Annotated in this window: 15 protein-coding genes and 4 pseudogenes; 11 read left to right on the forward strand and 8 right to left on the reverse strand. The window is 61.9% G+C overall.

Features of this window, described 5'->3' with window-relative positions:
- Positions 1–5 precede the first annotated feature (5 nt).
- The 6 genes and pseudogenes from ACX3OZ_RS03455 to ACX3OZ_RS03480 all read right to left on the reverse strand — a co-directional run.
- Entirely contained in the window at positions 6–500 is a 495-nt protein-coding gene (locus ACX3OZ_RS03455; RefSeq protein ID WP_459094829.1) for a hypothetical protein, read from the reverse strand.
- A complete protein-coding gene (locus tag ACX3OZ_RS03460; protein ID WP_459094828.1) occupies positions 497–1,105 on the reverse strand; it encodes a helix-turn-helix domain-containing protein in 609 nt (202 codons plus the stop codon). The genes ACX3OZ_RS03455 and ACX3OZ_RS03460 overlap by 4 nt, the downstream gene beginning before the upstream one ends.
- A gap of 121 nt (positions 1,106–1,226) precedes the next feature.
- The gene (locus ACX3OZ_RS03465) at positions 1,227–2,195 is read right to left on the reverse strand and encodes an NAD-dependent epimerase/dehydratase family protein (RefSeq protein ID WP_459094827.1); all 969 of its coding nucleotides are present in this window, start codon (positions 2,193–2,195) and stop codon (positions 1,227–1,229) included.
- A gap of 144 nt (positions 2,196–2,339) precedes the next feature.
- The gene (locus tag ACX3OZ_RS03470; RefSeq protein WP_459094826.1) at positions 2,340–2,741 is read right to left on the reverse strand and encodes a VOC family protein; all 402 of its coding nucleotides are present in this window, start codon (positions 2,739–2,741) and stop codon (positions 2,340–2,342) included.
- Positions 2,741–3,508: a FadR/GntR family transcriptional regulator gene (locus ACX3OZ_RS03475; protein ID WP_459103822.1), complete on the reverse strand. Its 768-nt coding sequence runs from the start codon at positions 3,506–3,508 to the stop codon at positions 2,741–2,743. The genes ACX3OZ_RS03470 and ACX3OZ_RS03475 overlap by 1 nt, the downstream gene beginning before the upstream one ends.
- A 62-nt stretch (positions 3,509–3,570) precedes the next feature.
- Positions 3,571–3,705, reverse strand: a pseudogene (locus ACX3OZ_RS03480) (gfo/Idh/MocA family oxidoreductase); the annotation flags it as partial.
- A 10-nt stretch (positions 3,706–3,715) separates the two neighbouring features.
- On the opposite strand from ACX3OZ_RS03480, the pseudogene ACX3OZ_RS03485 reads away from it, so the two are divergent.
- Positions 3,716–3,847 (forward strand): annotated as a pseudogene (locus ACX3OZ_RS03485) (peptide deformylase); the annotation flags it as partial.
- Positions 3,848–4,082: 235 nt separating this feature from the next.
- On the opposite strand, the pseudogene ACX3OZ_RS03490 reads toward ACX3OZ_RS03485, so the two are convergent.
- Positions 4,083–5,241 (reverse strand): annotated as a pseudogene (locus ACX3OZ_RS03490) (IS3 family transposase).
- 142 nt (positions 5,242–5,383) lie between these two features.
- Positions 5,384–6,214: a MurR/RpiR family transcriptional regulator gene (locus ACX3OZ_RS03495; protein ID WP_459097821.1), complete on the reverse strand. Its 831-nt coding sequence runs from the start codon at positions 6,212–6,214 to the stop codon at positions 5,384–5,386.
- 116 nt (positions 6,215–6,330) lie between these two features.
- Here ACX3OZ_RS03495 and ACX3OZ_RS03500 point away from each other — a divergent pair, with 116 nt between their 5' ends.
- From ACX3OZ_RS03500 to ACX3OZ_RS03545, 10 genes and pseudogenes are all read left to right on the forward strand, one after another.
- Complete coding sequence (locus tag ACX3OZ_RS03500; RefSeq protein ID WP_459097820.1) at positions 6,331–7,077, forward strand: N-formylglutamate amidohydrolase; 747 nt, start codon at positions 6,331–6,333, stop codon at positions 7,075–7,077.
- Between the two features lie 39 nt (positions 7,078–7,116).
- Positions 7,117–7,629, forward strand: a complete 513-nt coding sequence (locus ACX3OZ_RS03505; RefSeq protein ID WP_459097819.1) for a TRAP transporter small permease subunit — start codon at positions 7,117–7,119, stop codon at positions 7,627–7,629.
- Positions 7,626–8,951, forward strand: coding sequence for a TRAP transporter large permease (locus ACX3OZ_RS03510; protein ID WP_459103823.1), 1,326 nt, complete (start codon positions 7,626–7,628; stop codon positions 8,949–8,951). Before ACX3OZ_RS03505 ends, ACX3OZ_RS03510 begins: the two co-directional genes overlap by 4 nt.
- Before the next feature lie 122 nt (positions 8,952–9,073).
- Positions 9,074–10,135: a type 2 periplasmic-binding domain-containing protein gene (locus ACX3OZ_RS03515; protein ID WP_459097817.1), complete on the forward strand. Its 1,062-nt coding sequence runs from the start codon at positions 9,074–9,076 to the stop codon at positions 10,133–10,135.
- 57 nt (positions 10,136–10,192) lie between these two features.
- Complete coding sequence (locus tag ACX3OZ_RS03520; protein ID WP_459103824.1) at positions 10,193–11,551, forward strand: glutamine synthetase family protein; 1,359 nt, start codon at positions 10,193–10,195, stop codon at positions 11,549–11,551.
- Positions 11,552–11,687: 136 nt separating this feature from the next.
- The gene (locus ACX3OZ_RS03525; protein WP_459097815.1) at positions 11,688–13,070 is read left to right on the forward strand and encodes an aldehyde dehydrogenase family protein; all 1,383 of its coding nucleotides are present in this window, start codon (positions 11,688–11,690) and stop codon (positions 13,068–13,070) included.
- A 140-nt stretch (positions 13,071–13,210) separates the two neighbouring features.
- Entirely contained in the window at positions 13,211–14,365 is a 1,155-nt protein-coding gene (locus ACX3OZ_RS03530; protein WP_459103825.1) for an iron-containing alcohol dehydrogenase, read from the forward strand.
- 191 nt (positions 14,366–14,556) lie between these two features.
- Positions 14,557–14,673 (forward strand): annotated as a pseudogene (locus ACX3OZ_RS03535) (D,D-dipeptide ABC transporter permease); the annotation flags it as partial.
- A gap of 253 nt (positions 14,674–14,926) precedes the next feature.
- Positions 14,927–15,079: a hypothetical protein gene (locus ACX3OZ_RS03540; RefSeq protein WP_459097813.1), complete on the forward strand. Its 153-nt coding sequence runs from the start codon at positions 14,927–14,929 to the stop codon at positions 15,077–15,079.
- 265 nt (positions 15,080–15,344) lie between these two features.
- A complete protein-coding gene (locus ACX3OZ_RS03545) occupies positions 15,345–15,584 on the forward strand; it encodes a phage integrase N-terminal SAM-like domain-containing protein (protein WP_459103826.1) in 240 nt (79 codons plus the stop codon).
- The last annotated feature ends 157 nt before the right edge of the window (positions 15,585–15,741 follow it).

Genomic DNA, 15,741 nt, shown 5'->3' on the forward strand with positions numbered 1-15,741 from the left:
AAACATCATCGCTGGCTGATCCCCTCAAAGCTGAAGACCAGCGCGGCGATGGGTAGAAGGGCGTCGACTTCGGCGAGTGCATCAGGCGTCAAAATCCCGGCATCGCCGAGCAGACAGACGAGGCCACGCACGTCATCGGCGATGATGATGGGCTGGCACAGCGTTGCGCCATAACCCATGGCGACCAGTTGGTCGGTCTCGGGAATGAACTGCGCCATCTGCGCCGGATTATCGCCCACCACCGGCAGCTTTTCGCCGAAAATGCGCAGGTTCCAGGCGCTGTCATCAATCGGATCGAAGCCGCCAATCGGAAAGCCGACCGGATCGGAGGTGCCGATGCGATGGGTGACCGAGCGGTCGGGCGCCGTCGCCAGCCAGGTGACGGTGCGCACGCCGGGAATGGCTTTGAACAGCTCGCAGAGCAGCGCAATCGTCGGCTGCGGCCCGGCCGCCAGCGCCTGATTCAGCCTTGCGGCCAGAGTGGAATTCAGTCCGATCATTCGGGAAATACTCGCATGGTGCCAACCCATAATTCGATGGCGGTGTCGGTGCCGATATTGTCGCCGCGGTGCGGCTTGCGGGAGTCGAAATGCAGGGTGTCGCCGGGCCCGAGCAGATAGGCGGTGCCATCGACCTCGTAGCGCATCGTGCCGCTGACCAGATAGACGAACTCCTCGCCCTCATGGCTCATGACTTCGGAGACGTGACCGGGCGGCACATGGGCAAGGCACGCATTGAGCTTGGCGTCGGGAAAGCCACGTTCCAGAAACTCGTAGAACCGGGCGGTACCGCCAACCTGATAGGTCTGGCGCTGGCCGGAATGGCTGACCACGCTATGGGTCCGCGCCGGCTTGCGGGAGACGAAGTGATCGACCGAGGTTTCCAGCGCCTTGGCCACATTATACAGCGACGCCAGTGACGGCGTCGAGATGCCGCGCTCGATCTGGGAGATGAAGCCCACCGTCAGCGACGACTCGGTCGCCACCTGCTGCAGCGTCTTGCCAATAGCCTTGCGGCGCGTGCGCAGCCGCTGGCCCAGCGTCGTGTCGACGACAGCTACCCCCGCCGTGTCGCGACGATCATCTTTGGCAATCAGCTCTGACAAAACGCACCCCAGCGCGGCCGCATAATTTTAGCCACACTAAATTACGGCCTGCCGTTGTCAACTGTCCGGCGCCGGATCGGACCTGCTGTGCAGCGGTTTTCCGCCGCAGGCCCGCGCCGCGTCAGTTCTGCGCCAACTCCCAGGCGATGGTCTGTTCCAGCGCCTCACGCTCGGAAATGGTTTCGACAAAACCCAGCTCGGCGCGGATGCGACTGCTATCCAGTGTCAGCGGATAGGCCAGATTGGACGCCTCGGCCCGGTCGGCCATGATGCCATTTTCGGCGGGCGGCACGGCAATCACCTCGGTCGCGATCCCCATCACATCGAGAATGGTGTGCGCCCACTGCGTCACCGTACGATCCTGCGGCTGCGCCGCATTATAGGTGCGCCCGGCGGCGGCGGGATGGGTAGCGGCCAGCGCCAGCGCCTCGGCCATATCATCGATATAGCCATAGGAATTCAGCCAACCCGCCGCCCGCTCATCAATGGCGAAGGGCTTGCCCGCCGCCGCATTGCGGATCGCCCAGGCAAAGCGGTGCTGCTTGTCTTCCGGCCCAAAAATCATCGGCAGGCGCATGATGGCGCTTTCGAAACGCCTATCCGCCCGCGCCGCTTCCTCGATCGGGAGCTTGTCGTAATCCTCGAACAGATCGTCTTCGACCCCCTTGGGTCGGCGCGAATTGCCGCGATAGGGATAGCGCAGCGTGCGCAGCGGCGAATCCTCAGTGGCCGGTTCCAGCCGGATCGGCGGGCTGTCTTTTTTCAGCAAGCCACCATAATTGGCATAGACGTCGGTGGAGCTGACCAGCACGTAACGCCCGCCAATCGCAGCCATGGCATCGAGCACCGACTGGGTGTTGCGCAGGCTGAGGGTAAAAATATCGATGACGGCGCTGACCTGATGCGCCTTGAGCAGGCGGATCAGTGCCGGCGTGTCCATGCGGTCGGCGACCTCGAAGCGGACACCGTGCGGCAAGGCCACCGGCTCGATTCCGCGGGCGATAGCCAACACGTCCTGCCCATGCGCCAGCAGCCGCCGCGCCACGGCCTTGCCCAAAAATCCAGTACCGCCAATGATTGCGATCGTCATCCCGGGCTCCGTTCCACGCCAATCCTGACCGGACCCGAGCCATTTGGCCGGGCCGATTCCAGCCCAGCTTTTAGTCTAGCGCGCGGCCCGGAGCCAGCCCATGGCGTCGCTTGGCACCCCCAACCGCTCGCCAGGCATCAGAATCTAGCCCGGGTTCCGTTCGGCCAGTTCGATCATGATGCCGTCGGGATCACGCAGGAAGGCGACCTTGTGGAGCACTTCGGTGTTGAACGCCTTGCGTGGACGCTCCACCAGTTCAACGCCTGCCGCTTCCAGCTTGGCGAAAATGGTATCGACGCTTTCAAACAGGAATGTCAGATGGCGCAGCCCTGCCCTTCCGTCGGGCACATCCTCTGCCGGCGCGGCGCCGTTCACCGGCGCGATGATCTCCAGCATGCCGCCGCCGGCATCGAGAAACGCCAGCGTCGAGCCGCCGCCAGTGAGCTTGCGCAGATGCAGCTTGAGGCCGAGCAGGTCGCAGTAAAACGCGATGGTCCGGTCCATATTACTGACCGTCATGCCGACATGTTCGAAAGATTTGAGCATTACAGTTTTCCCTTGTCGGCCAGCGCCGGATCGGGCGTCAGCCGTCCGCGTTCGTCGGCTTCCAGCAGTTCCTTGCTGACATTGCGGATATGACGGGACATGGCCTTATAGGCCGCGTCCGGATTGCGCATGCGGAGCGCCGCGACCACCGCTTGATGGTCCCCGATCCACAGCGGCCGCACGCTGGGGGCATGGATATGCTCGTGCAGTTTTTTCCACATCACCGACTCGTCCCGCTGCGCCCACAACGCCTCGATGATCGAGACGATGATCGCATTGCCGGTCATCTTGGCGATGGTTATGTGGAAATCGCGATCGCCCTTTTCATTGAGCAGCATCACGTCGGTTTCCTGCTGCATCTGGGCGATGCATTCTTCGAGCACCATGATGTCGTAGATAGTGGCGCGCTCGGCGGCCATTGCCGCAGCGCTCGCCTCCACCGCCATGCGGGCTTCAAGCAGTTCGAACGGCCCCGGCCCGGCGTCATCGCCGATACCGTCGAAATTGACCTGCTTGACCCGGCCGGGCAACACCACCATCCCGGTCCGGCCACGCACCTCGACAATGCCGCGCATTTCCAGCGCGATCACCGCCTCGCGCACCACCGGCCGGCTGACTTCCAGCTGCTCGGCCAATTCGCGCTCCGATGGCATGCGCCAATTCGGGTCCTTGGCATTGGCTTCGATCATGCGGGCAATCCGGCGCGCCACGATCTGGTACAGCCGCTGCTCGCCCGCCAGTTGAAATCCGTGTCCCGCAGTGTCCATCTCAGTCTCCCCTTGCGCCCGCCGCCAATCGGCGGCGGCGCGCCTGTCGTGTGTTGCCGCTCTCAGCCGCTGGCGGCGACCCGCTGATCGGCTTCCGGCAGCCAGGAATGATACAGCGGATGATCCGGCATGATCGGCATTGGCGTCGCCTGCCCGGTGCGCTGCGAGTGATAGGCAGCGGTCACCAGTTCGAGCGTTACCGTTTGTGTCCAGCACGAAGTAGATCATACCAACGGCGTCTTGTTCTTTGATCGTGTTTCTAAAATGCGGCGGCGACGCGCAAAGGATTACTTCCGAAACATTCGTCGACAATCCGAAGCGAGGCAAAAGCAAGGCTAATAGCGAAGACGCTAGTCCAGACCTGTGTCCAGGAAGGTTTTGGCATGTCGGGTGCTCTTCTCTCAGAGATGGTCGAGCTTGATGCGGCAACCCTTGCTGATCACACGTTCAAGGCTGGGGATATTTTTGATGTTGGCGAACATCGACCTCGTCTTGAAGCCTCACTAAACGCTTCCTTGGTCGTTAGTGTCCATCGGTGCGTGCTCTGCCCCACGTGAGCGGTCCGGTTGTATTGTTAGTGCATAGTCGGATTTGGCGCCACTTGGGGCGTCACTGATCCGCTTGGAGTTGGCGGCCATGAGATGGCCTCTGGCGCCGGTGGATTATAGCCCAACGACGAGTGCGAGCGCTCCGTGTTGTAGTGATGCCGCCAGCCTTCGATGACGATCTGGGCCTCCTTGAGGGTGTAGAAGATTTCTCCATCGAGCAGTTCATCGCGGAGTTTGGAGTTGAAGCTCTCGCAATAGCCATTCTCCCAGGGCTACCCGGCATGATCTACGCGGTCTTGGCGCCAACAGCAGCAATCCAGTCTCGCACGGCCTTGGCAACGAACTCAGGGCCGTTATCTGAGCGAATATGGCCCGGGGTTCCCCGCAGGATGAACAGGTCGGTGAGCACGTCGATGACGTCGACCGCCTTGAGCCTGCGGCTGATCCTGATGGCCAGGCACTCCCTGGTGTATTCGTCGATGATGTTGAGCATGCGGAACTTTCTGCCATTGTGGGTGCGACCCTCGACGAAGTCACAGAACCAGACGTGATTGGGATACTCGGGCCGCAGCCGGATGCAGGATCCGTCGTTGAGCCAGAGCCGCCCGCGTTTGGGCTGCTTTTGTGGAACCTTGAGCCCTTCTCGTCGCCAGATCCGTTCCACCCGCTTGTGGTTCACCATCCAACCAGTGCGATGCAGCATCGCCGTGATCCGACGATAGCCATAGCGGCCATATTGGGTAGCTAGTTCGATGATGTCAGCGGTCAGAGCCGCTTCATCGTCGCGGGTTTTGGGAGCCTTGCGCTGGGTGGATCGGTACTGACCGAGAACGCGGCAAGCTCGACGTTGCGAGATGCCGAATTGCTCAACCACATGATCCACGCAAGCGCGACGGCGAGCAGGGCTCAGTAGTTTCCCCGGGCGGCCTCCGCCAGGACCATCTTGTCCAGCGTCAGGTCGGATACGGCCCTGCGCAGCCGGGCGTTCTCCGCCTCAAGCTCCTTCAGTCGCTTCACCTGGTCGCCCTTGAGCCCACCATATTCCTTGCGCCAGCGGTAATAGGTTACTTCCGTCACGGCTATCGCGCGCACAGCCTCCGCGACCGTTTTTCCCTGCGAGGTCAGTACATCGACCTGCCGACGTTTGGTGACGATCTCTTCAGCCGTCGGACGTTTCCTAGCCATCTGCGTATCCTTTCAAAAGGGGAATATCCCATACTTCAAAAAGGACCACTTCTGTGGGGGCAGACCAAGTTGCTGTGCCATATCCATCTTGCCGGGGGCGACAGCACCACGGCGCGCCGGTATCCGCACCCACCACTCGGACCTACTTCGGCTCAATCGAGCCCATCCGCTTGCTCGCCACCGTCCAGTTCAGCTCCGTGGTCCGCGCCACAATCGCTTCCACCAGCGTGAACAGCGCGCCATTGGCGTCCCAGGTGCGGCCCATTTCGGTGCGGCAGGGCAGAACCAGTTTGGCGAAGCGGCTGACAGGGCTCATCCATTCATCGGTGATCAGCACAATTTGCGCTCGTCGCGCCACCAGATCGGCGGCCAGCACCAGCAGGCTCGGATCGTAGCGCCGCACGTCGAAAATAATGGCGGTGTCGCCCGGCTTGATGTCGATGAGCTGATCGGCCCGGCTGGCCGGCCGGCCATCGAGCCGGCGCACGCCGGGCCGGATCAGCCGCAGATGCGCTTCCAGATAGCCCGCCAGAAAATCGGTGAAGCGCCCGCCGGCCACATGGCAATTGCCCTTGTTCTCGGCCAGCCGGGCACACACCGCCTCAAACTCCGAGGCCGGGATCAGCGCCGCCGTGTCTTGCAGATTGGCCACGGTCTGGCTGATGAAGCGGTCGAAAAACTGCGCCTCCCCGCCCGCCGCAGGACCGGGACTGCGTTGCAGCGGCGATTTGGAGCGCTCCTCCATCTCCTCACGCAGCGCGCGCTGGAAATCGGGATAGGATTTGTAGCCCAGCTCGGAGACGAAGCGCAGCACCGTGGCCGCGCTGGCCCCCACCTGTTGGGCAAATTCGGCGACCGGTGCCAGCCCCAGCGTCGGATACGACCCCAATAGCCCCCGCGCCGCCCGCTTCTCGGCCGCCGTCAGGCGGTAGATGGCGTCGTGGACCCGGCCCGAAACTGACTTTCCTTCCATGCGCCCCTCTGAATTTATGATTTCAGTATTGACAGTTTCACTCCGTATGGAACTACTGATACAGAAGTTAACTGATCCTGCGTAGGGGCTCTGTGGACGTCAGCGGTGAAAAAACGGTGCTGGTTTCCAATGCGCGCGGGGCGTCGCCCTTCGTCATTGTCTGCGATCACGCCAGCAATCGCATCCCGGCCAAATATGGCGATCTGGGTCTTACCCCGACCGAGCGGCTGAGCCATATCGCCTGGGACCCCGGCGCCCTGGCCGTCAGCCAGCGTCTGGCGGATCGGCTCGATGCACCGCTGGTGCAATCCACCGTGTCGCGCATCGTCATCGACTGCAATCGCGAGCTCGATGCGCCCGATTTGATCTGGACCCTGTCCGAAAGCACCCGTATCGCCGCCAATGAGCAACTCGACGCTGCCGAGCGGCAATACCGGATCGAGCATTTTCACCGCCCCTATCATGACGCCGTCGAAACGGTGCTAGAGGCGCGCCGGCAGGCGGAGCAGGAAACCATTCTGGTCTGCATGCACTCGTTTACGCCGGTCTATCTCGGCGTTGCCCGCCCCTGGCCGATCGGGCTGATCCATGGCGTCGATACCGGCTTTACCAAGGCGCTGTCCGACGCGCTCAAGGCCGATGACCCGGCCCTCAATGTGGGCTGGAACGAGCCCTATGCCGCCCTTAACGGGGTGACGCTGACGCTGGAAAAGCACGGCGACGGGCGCGGGCTGCCGTCCACCATGATCGAAATCCGCAATGACGAAATTCTCGATCCTGCCGGGGTCGCCGATTGGGTGGCGCGGCTGGAGCGAAGCCTGGTGGCCGCGCGACAGACCTTGTGGCCAGCGCAACACGGATAGCTGAAGGAATCCGATGACCAAGAGACAGGAAACCGCATCGTGCCCAAGCCGATAGTTCTCTTTGTCAAATGGGTTGATCGCATCAATCGCCTGGCCGGGCGTTTCGCCATGGTGATATTTTTTGTCATGGCTGCGGTCATGCTGTGGTCGACGATATCGCGTACCGTGTTCGGCGCCCCGGTCAACTGGGCGCTGGAAATGACCCAGTTCCTGCTCTCGGCCTATTATCTGCTGGGTGGCGCCTATGCCTTCCAGCAGGGCGCGCATGTCCGCATGGACCTGTTCTACGACCGGCTTCCGCTCCGGGGACGGTCCATTCTGGATGCGATCACGCTGCTGGCCGTCATCTTCTTTCTGGTGGTGCTGCTGTGGGGCGGCATTTCGAGCACGCAATACGCCATCCAGTATGGCCAGAAAAATTATTCCGCCTGGTCGCCCCTGCTCTGGCCCGTCAAGGTCGCCATGAGCCTCGGCATTTTCCTCATGCTCCTTCAGGTCATTGCGCAATTGTTCAGGGACATTGCCCAGGCCATGGGTAGGCCCATTTCATGACCCCCGAACTCATTACACTCTTCATGTTTGCCACGATGATGGTGCTGCTGTTTACCGGGCAGCGCGTCTTCGGCGTCATCGGCTTTGTCGGCTCGGCCGCCGGCCTGTGGCTCTGGGGTAATGGCGCGGTCGAAATGCCATTCAACCAGGCGTTTCAGGTGCTCAACTGGTATCCGCTGATCACCGTGCCGTTCTTCGTCTTCATGGGCTACATGATGAGCGAGAGTGGCATCGCCTCCAATCTCTATCGCATGTTCCATGTGTGGTTCGGCCCGATCCGGGGCGGGCTGGCGCTGGGCACGATGGGGCTGATGGTGCTGATTTCCTGCATCAACGGGCTGTCGGTGGCCGGCATGGCCATCGGCGCCACCATTGCCCTGCCCGAACTGCTCAAGCGCGGCTATGACAAGATCATGGTCACCGGGGTGATCCAGGGCGGTTCGACCCTGGGCATCCTGATCCCGCCCAGCGTGGTGCTGGTGCTGTTCGCCATGATCGCACGGGCGCCGATCACCGAATTATGGCTGGCGGGCATCGTGCCCGGGCTGATGATGGCCACCATTTTCGGGGTCTATGTCTATATCCGCTGCCGTATTCAGCCGGAGTTGGGACCGCCGATTTCACCCGAGGAACTGGAGGGGATCACCCTGCGCGACAAGCTGGTGCTGCTGCGCGAGGGCATCATGCCGGTGGCGGTGTTCGCCATCATGATGACGCTGTTCCTCACCGGCACCACCAGCCTCACCGAAAGCTCGGTCATGGGGGCGGTGCTGGCCACCATCGCGGCGGCGCTGTCGGGCAAGCTCGACTGGAAGGTGCTGGAATCCACCACGCGGCACACGCTGATGATCAGCTGCATGTTCCTGTGGATTATCCTTGGGGCGCTGTGCTTCTCGTCGGTCTATGACGGGCTGGGCGCGGTGCGGGCCATCGAAAACCTGCTGCTCAACACCTTCGGGCTCGACCCCTGGGGCATCCTGATCATGATGCTGCTCAGCTTCGTCATCATGGGCATGTTCCTTGATGACACCGCCATGCTGGTGATCGTCGCGCCGCTGTATATTCCGTTGGTGCGGCTGCTTGGATTTGATCTGATCTGGTTTGGCATTATTTACACCATCACCTGCCAGATCGCCTACATCACCCCGCCCTTCGGCTACAATCTGTTCCTGATGCGCGCCATGGCGCCACCAGAGATCACGCTGGCCGATATCTACCGCTCCATCCTGCCCTTCGTGCTGCTCATGACGCTGACGGTGATCCTGCTGATGATCTTTCCGCAGATCGCGCTGTGGCTGCCGGGGCTTTATGCCGGGCGATGAGGAGAAGAATTTTGGGAGAGGAAAGCCAATGAGGGGAGCACAGACCGCCTAGTCGACGTCGCGTTCAAACAGGCGTGCCGGCAGGTTGCTCGGGCGCCAGCATCATGAGGGAGGAAGCCGACATGACTGATATTCTCAACAAGCGTAACTTTCTGAAGCGAGCGGGCCTGGCCACCGCCGGCGCCGTGGGCGCCACGGCGCTGGCAACGCCCTATGTCAAGGCGCAGGCGGCGCCGATCCGCTGGCGCCTGCAGACCTATGCCGGCCCGGCACTGGCCGAACATGTGGTCAAGAACGCCATCGACTGGTTCAACATCGCCGCCAATGGCGAAATGGTCATCGAGCTCTATACCGCCGACCAACTGGTGCCGCATGGCGAGCTGTTCCGCGCCGTCCAGACCGGCACCATCGACGCCGCCCAGAGCGATGACGACTCCGCCGCCGCGCCGGTGGACGTCAAAGTGTTCGGCGCCTATTTCCCGCTGGCCTCGCGCTATTCGCTCGACGTGCCGGCGCTGTGGCACTGGCGTGGCCTCAAGGAAATCTGGGAAGAAGCCTATGCCGAAATCCCGGCCGTGACCTGGCTGTCCACCGGCGCCTGGGACCCCTGCAACTTCGGCACCACCAAGCCAATCAACTCGCTGGCCGATCTCAATGGCCTGCGCGTCTATACCTTCCCCACCGCGGGCCAGTTCCTTGCCAAATACGGCGTCATCCCGGTCACGCTGCCCTATGAAGACGTCGAGCCGGCGCTGCAGACCGGCGAACTCGACGGCATCTGCTGGTGCGGCACCACCGAGCTGCACACCGTGGGCTGGGCCAATTCGCTGAAATACTACCTCACCAATCCGCTTTCGGGCGCTTGGGCCGGGTCTTATTTCGTCAACACCGCCAAGTGGAACGAGCTGCCGCCGCATCTGCAGCAGCTTTACCGCATGATGATCGACACCTCGCACTACTACCGCCAGCACTGGTACTGGGCCGGCGAAGCCAATTACCGCATCAATGGCAAGCTCGAGCTGACCACCATTCCCGACGCGGAATGGAAGCAGGTGGAAACCGACGCCATCGCCTTCTGGGACGAGATCGGCAAGCAGTCGGAGCGCAGTGGCCGGGTGGTCGAGATCATCAAGAAGTACAATGCCGACATGAAGCTGGCCGGGGCGCCCTACCGCTACAGCTGACCCATCTTGCCGGTCGCGCTTGCGCGGCCGGCACCCAACCATGCCCCGGAGACTTGAATGGCATACTCTCTCGACGCCCTGCGCACAGATGTCGCTGCCGGCAGCATCGACACCGTGCTGGTCGCCTTTCCCGACATGCAGGGACGGCTGATCGGCAAGCGCTTGCAGGCCGAGTATTTCCTCGAAACCGCCACTGACCCAACCCATGGCTGCGACTATCTGCTGGCCGACGATATCGATATGGAGCCGGTGCCCGGCTACACGGCGGCCAATTGGGGCAAGGGCTATGGCGATTTCGCCATGCAGCCCGACCTGTCGACGCTGATGAAAGCCGCCTGGCTCGAGGGCACCGCCATCGTGCTGTGCGATCTCAGCGATCACCACCACGCCCCGATCCCGCACAGCCCGCGCGCCATCCTCAAGACCCAGATCGAGCGCCTGGCCCAGCTCGGCTACACCGCCAATGCCGCCACCGAACTAGAATTCTACCTGTTCGACGAGGACTATCGCAGCATCAGCCAGAAGGGTTTTCGCAACCTGCAGACCTCGGGCGATTACATTCAGGATTACCACATCTTCCAGACCACCAAGGAAGAAGGCGTGATGCGCGCTTTGCGCAAGCAGCTGCAGGCTTCCGGCATTCCGGTCGAATCCTCCAAGGGCGAATGGGGCCCGGGGCAGGAAGAAATCAACGTCAAATATTCCGACGCCCTGACCATGGCCGACCGCCATGTGGTGCTGAAAAACGCCACCAAGGAAATCGCCTGGGCGCAAGGCAAGGCCGTGACCTTCATGGCCAAATGGGATTTTTCGCTGGCCGGTTCCTCCAGCCACATCCACATGTCGCTGGCCGACAAATCCGGCAAGCCGCTGTTTGTCGATGCCAAGCATGAGCGCGGCATGAGCCCGCTGATGCAGCATTTCATGGCCGGCCAGCTCGCCTATGCCCGCGACATCACCTATTTCCTGGCACCCTATATCAATAGCTACAAGCGCTTCCAGGCTGGCACTTTTGCTCCCACCAAGGCGATCTGGTCGCCGGATAACCGCACCGCCGGCTTCCGCCTCTGCGGCGAAGGCACCAAGGCCATCCGCACCGAATGCCGCATTGGCGGCGCCGATATCAATCCCTATCTGGCCATCGCCGCCCTGCTCGCCGCCGGCATCAAAGGCATCGAGGACCAGCTACCGCTGGAGCCGGCCTTTGTCGGCGACGCCTATAGCGGCAAAAAACTCCGCGAAATCCCCAAGACGCTGCGCGAAGCCATCGATACGCTGCGCCAGTCCACCATGCTCAAGGATGCTTTCGGCGCTTCGGTGGTCGACCACTATGTCCACACCGCCGAGTGGGAACAGTTCGAATATGATCGCCGGGTCACCGATTGGGAGCTGAAACGCGGGTTTGAGCGGAGCTGACGGTCTCCCTGCTGCCACAGAACGCGTCACATACTCGGTGTCACCCCGGCCTTGAGCCGGGGCCCACCCTGGGATCTCAAGCCGGATCCCGGCTCAAGGCCGGGATGACATTGCGGAAGAACAAGAGGCCAAACAAATGACCGAGACGGTCAAAATCATCTCCCCCATCGACGGCAGCGTCTATGCCGAGCGGTCGCTGGCGACCGCAACCGAGATCTACAGCGCCGTTACCCACGCCAAGGCCGCGCGCCATAATTGGGACGAGACCACCCTGCCCGAGCGGCAAAAAATCCTCAGCCATTTCCTCGATGCGCTGCTGCTGATGAATGATGAGATCGTGCCCGAACTGGCCTGGCAGATGGGCCGCCCGATCCGCTTTGGCGGCGAGAAAAAGGGCGTCGAGGAACGCAGCCGCTACATGATCGAGCTGGCCACCACCGCGCTGGCCCCCGTCGACAAGCCTGGCAAAGACGGTTTCACCCGCTATATCACCCGCGAGCCGCTGGGCACCGTCATGGTGATCGCGCCGTGGAATTATCCGTTCCTCACCGCGGTCAATTCCATCGTGCCGGGGTTGATGGCGGGCAATGCCATTATCCTCAAGCACGCCAGCCAGACCCTGCTGGCCGGCGAACGCTTCGCCGCCGCCGCCGAACAGGCCGGCCTGCCGAGCGGGCTGTTTCAAAATCTGGTGCTCGGCCATTCCGATACCGAACAGCTGATCGCCTCGGGGCAGATCGACCACATCAATTTCACCGGCTCGGTGGCGGGTGGCCGTCGCATCGAACAGGCCGCCGCCGGTACTTTTGCTACGCTGGGCCTCGAACTGGGCGGCAAGGACCCGGCCTATGTCCGCGCCGATGCCGATCTCGATTACGCCGCCGAAAACCTGGCCGATGGGGCGTTTTTCAACTCCGGCCAATCCTGTTGCGGTGTCGAGCGCATCTATGTGGCGGCCTCCGCCTATGACGGCTTTGTCGAGCGCTTCATCGCTCAGGCCAAGGGCTGGACATTAGGCAATCCGCTCGACCCCGCCACTATTGTCGGCCCGATGGCGCGCGGCAGCTTTGCCGATCACGTGCGCCAGCAAACCGATGAAGCCCTGCGTGGCGGCGCCACCCGCCACCTCAACACAAAGCACGGGCTGGACCAGCCCGGCTCGCCCTATCTGGCGCCCGAAGTGCTGACCAACGTCAATCACCAGATGAGCGTGATGCGGGAAGAAAGTTTTGGCCCGGTGGTCGGCATCATGAAAGTCGCCGACGACGCCGAAGCCATCACGCTGATGAATGACAGCCCCTATGGCCTCACCGCCTCGCTGTGGACCGCCGACCTGGACACCGCCGCTAAACTAGGCGCGCAGATTGAGACCGGCACCGTGTTCGCCAATCGCTGCGATTATCTCGATCCGGCATTGGTGTGGACCGGAGTGAAGGACACCGGCAAAGGTGGCGGCCTCAGCGAAATCGGCTACGCCAATTTGACCCAGCCGAAGAGCTATCATTTGAAACAGGCCTGAGTGCCACGCCCTCGTGGTTCGAGGCTCGCGAAGAGCGTGCACCTCACCATGAGGGCTACTGAACGCAATGAGGTCCTCATGGTGAGGTGGGCGCGCCGCGCCCCTCGAACCACGAGGTCCGGGCAATTGGAGACCGCCCTATGACCAAAGCCAACTGGAACTACCCCACCACCATCAAATTCGGTCCGGGCCGCATCGCCGAACTGCCTGAGGCGCTCAAAGCCGCCGGCATTACGCGCCCGCTGCTGGTCACCGATGCCGGGCTGATCAATCTCCCGGTCACGCAAAACACCCTCGCCATGCTCAGGGCCGCTGGCCTGCCGGTCGGGGTTTTCGCCGAGGTTAAACCCAACCCGATTTCCGCCAATGTCGAAGCCGGCATCAAGGTACTGCGCCACGGCGGCCATGATGGCGTCATCGCCTTTAGCGGCGGCTCCGGGCTCGATGTCGGCAAGGTCATCGCCTTCATGGCCGGGCAGACCCGCCCGATGTGGGACTTTGAAGACATTGGCGATTGGTGGACCCGCGCCGATCCAAATGGCATTTTGCCGATCATCGCCGTGCCCACCACCGCCGGAACCGGTTCGGAAGTGGGCCGCGCCGGCGTCATCACCGACGAGAACACCCACACCAAAAAGGTGATTTTCCATCCCTTGATGATGCCCAAGATCGTCATCGCCGATCCCGAACTAACGGTGGGCATGCCCCGCTTCATCACCGTCGGCACCGGCATGGACGCGCTGGCCCATTGCCTCGAGGCCTATTGCGCGCCGGGCTATCACCCGATGGCCGATGGCATTGCCGTGGAGGGCATCCGCCTCGCCATGGAGAACCTGCCAAAAGTGTATGCCGACCCCAATGATATCGAAGCGCGCGGCCACATGATGAGTGCTGCCGCCATGGGCGCCACCGCCTTCCAGAAGGGGCTCGGCGCCATCCACGCGCTCAGCCATCCAGTCGGCGCGCTGTATGACACCCATCACGGTATGACCAATGCGGTGTTCATGCCCTATGTGCTGGCAGTCAACCAACCCGCCATCGAAGCCCGCATTGCCCGGCTGGCCGCCTATCTGGGTCTGGCACCGAGTTTTGAGGCGTTTTTGCACGCCATTCTTGGCCTGCGCCAGCGGCTCGAGGTGCCCCATACCCTGGCCGATTTCAAGGTGGATGGGCGCCAGCGCGAGCTGATTGCCGATATGGCGGTTGTCGATCCCACCGCGGGCGGCAATCCCCGCGAACTGACCAAAGTGCTGGCGCTGGAGATTTTTGATCGGGCGATGGAAGGGTGGGTTTAGCGGGCCCCACCCGTACGTCGCTCGCGCATCAAAAACTCGGTGTCATCTCGGCCCTGAGCCGGGTGTGGATTCACATTTGAAGTGTAACGGGAAGAAGGCTTCGGCGGTCGTGACGTGTCCTGGCCGGGTTCACTCTGGAACGATGGCCGACTTCAAATCGGAATATCCGGCCGGTTTGAATCGGAATCCGCATGCTGGAGAGCTGGCGGGGCGCCGTGATGCCCGGCGCTGCCATTTTGATCAGCAGTCTGTCGTTCAACCTGCTCGGAGATGCATTGCGCGATATGCTGGATCCACGCCATGAATAAACGGGGGGCCATTCCACGCTTGTGTTCGAAAATCTGAGCGTCACCTATGAATTCGACGTAACGTTTCCCCGGCTTCGACATCCTGTCGCACATCTATCGCATGCCCGACGGGCTAAATCTGCAGGAGCTTGTCACCGGCTAATGGCGTCGCCGGCGAACATTACTTCATTACTTCAGTTATCAAGCGGCTGGTCGATAATGGGTTTATCATCCGGTCCCACAACCCAAAGATCGGCGCGAGGACTTCGTGCAGATGGCACCGCTGGGTCGGGCCAAATTCATCGAGATGGCCGCTGCCAACGAAGCGTGGATTCGCAATCTGACGGCCGAGCTGAGCCCTGCTGATGTAAAGGCCCTGTCAGTCTTACTGCAAAAGATGAAAGAGTCGACGCGCCAAGCCCTGTAAGGCTAGCCGCCGTGGCGCGCTGAGGACGACTGCCGAAAGCTGGGTTTCGACCTTGGTTCGATCAAGCTTAAAGGGAATGCCCGGCTGAACCGTCGGTGTTCCCAAACGCATATTATGCGAATCTAATGACGTCGGTCGGCGCCCCATGCACGAACCCGCTACGCGGGAGGGTGCATGGGGATGGTGGAGCGTGATATTTTGGGCCTTTGAGCGGAGGTCGGTTGCGATCTGAGCATGGAGTTTCTTTCAACGAGAGGAACTCGCCATGGCTATAGTGTCGATCAACGCTCCGATTTCACCGCTCCGCCAACGCATGCAGCAGGATATGCTGATGCGCGGCCTGGGCTGGCATACCCAGCAGGACTACATCCGTCATGTCCGGCGCTTCGCCGCCTTCCTCGGGCGCGCTCCCGATAATGCCACAACCGAAGATATCCGGCGTTTCCAGCTCTATCAGCATGAGAGCGGCGTTGGTGTCAACGGCGGAGTAAAATCCGGCCATTAGGCGGAGCAAGACCAGGCCACCTTTGGCGCGCGCATGAGACCGCCGGGAGGGCATAGCCCGAGCGGGGGTCTCATGTGCGCGTGCGATTTTTGAGGTGTCTCAGCCGGCCTTTCGGGCGCGGCTTTGAGCGAGACGATAGCTGTCGCCATTCATCTCG

This window comes from Devosia sp. A369, from assembly GCF_054489345.1.

Bases quoted from the DNA above. Each gene is read 5' to 3' on its own strand.
- ACX3OZ_RS03455 (WP_459094829.1), bottom strand. From the start codon at position 500: ATGATCGGACTGAATTCCACTCTGGCCGCAAGGCTGAATCAGGCGCTG.
- ACX3OZ_RS03465 (WP_459094827.1), bottom strand. From the start codon at position 2,195: ATGACGATCGCAATCATTGGCGGTACTGGATTTTTGGGCAAGGCCGTG.
- ACX3OZ_RS03470 (WP_459094826.1), bottom strand. From the start codon at position 2,741: ATGCTCAAATCTTTCGAACATGTCGGCATGACGGTCAGTAATATGGAC.
- ACX3OZ_RS03475 (WP_459103822.1), bottom strand. From the start codon at position 3,508: ATGGACACTGCGGGACACGGATTTCAACTGGCGGGCGAGCAGCGGCTG.
- ACX3OZ_RS03495 (WP_459097821.1), bottom strand. From the start codon at position 6,214: ATGGAAGGAAAGTCAGTTTCGGGCCGGGTCCACGACGCCATCTACCGC.
- ACX3OZ_RS03510 (WP_459103823.1), top strand. From the start codon at position 7,626: ATGACCCCCGAACTCATTACACTCTTCATGTTTGCCACGATGATGGTG.
- ACX3OZ_RS03515 (WP_459097817.1), top strand. From the start codon at position 9,074: ATGACTGATATTCTCAACAAGCGTAACTTTCTGAAGCGAGCGGGCCTG.
- ACX3OZ_RS03520 (WP_459103824.1), top strand. From the start codon at position 10,193: ATGGCATACTCTCTCGACGCCCTGCGCACAGATGTCGCTGCCGGCAGC.
- ACX3OZ_RS03525 (WP_459097815.1), top strand. From the start codon at position 11,688: ATGACCGAGACGGTCAAAATCATCTCCCCCATCGACGGCAGCGTCTAT.
- ACX3OZ_RS03530 (WP_459103825.1), top strand. From the start codon at position 13,211: ATGACCAAAGCCAACTGGAACTACCCCACCACCATCAAATTCGGTCCG.
- ACX3OZ_RS03540 (WP_459097813.1), top strand. From the start codon at position 14,927: ATGGCACCGCTGGGTCGGGCCAAATTCATCGAGATGGCCGCTGCCAAC.
- ACX3OZ_RS03545 (WP_459103826.1), top strand. From the start codon at position 15,345: ATGGCTATAGTGTCGATCAACGCTCCGATTTCACCGCTCCGCCAACGC.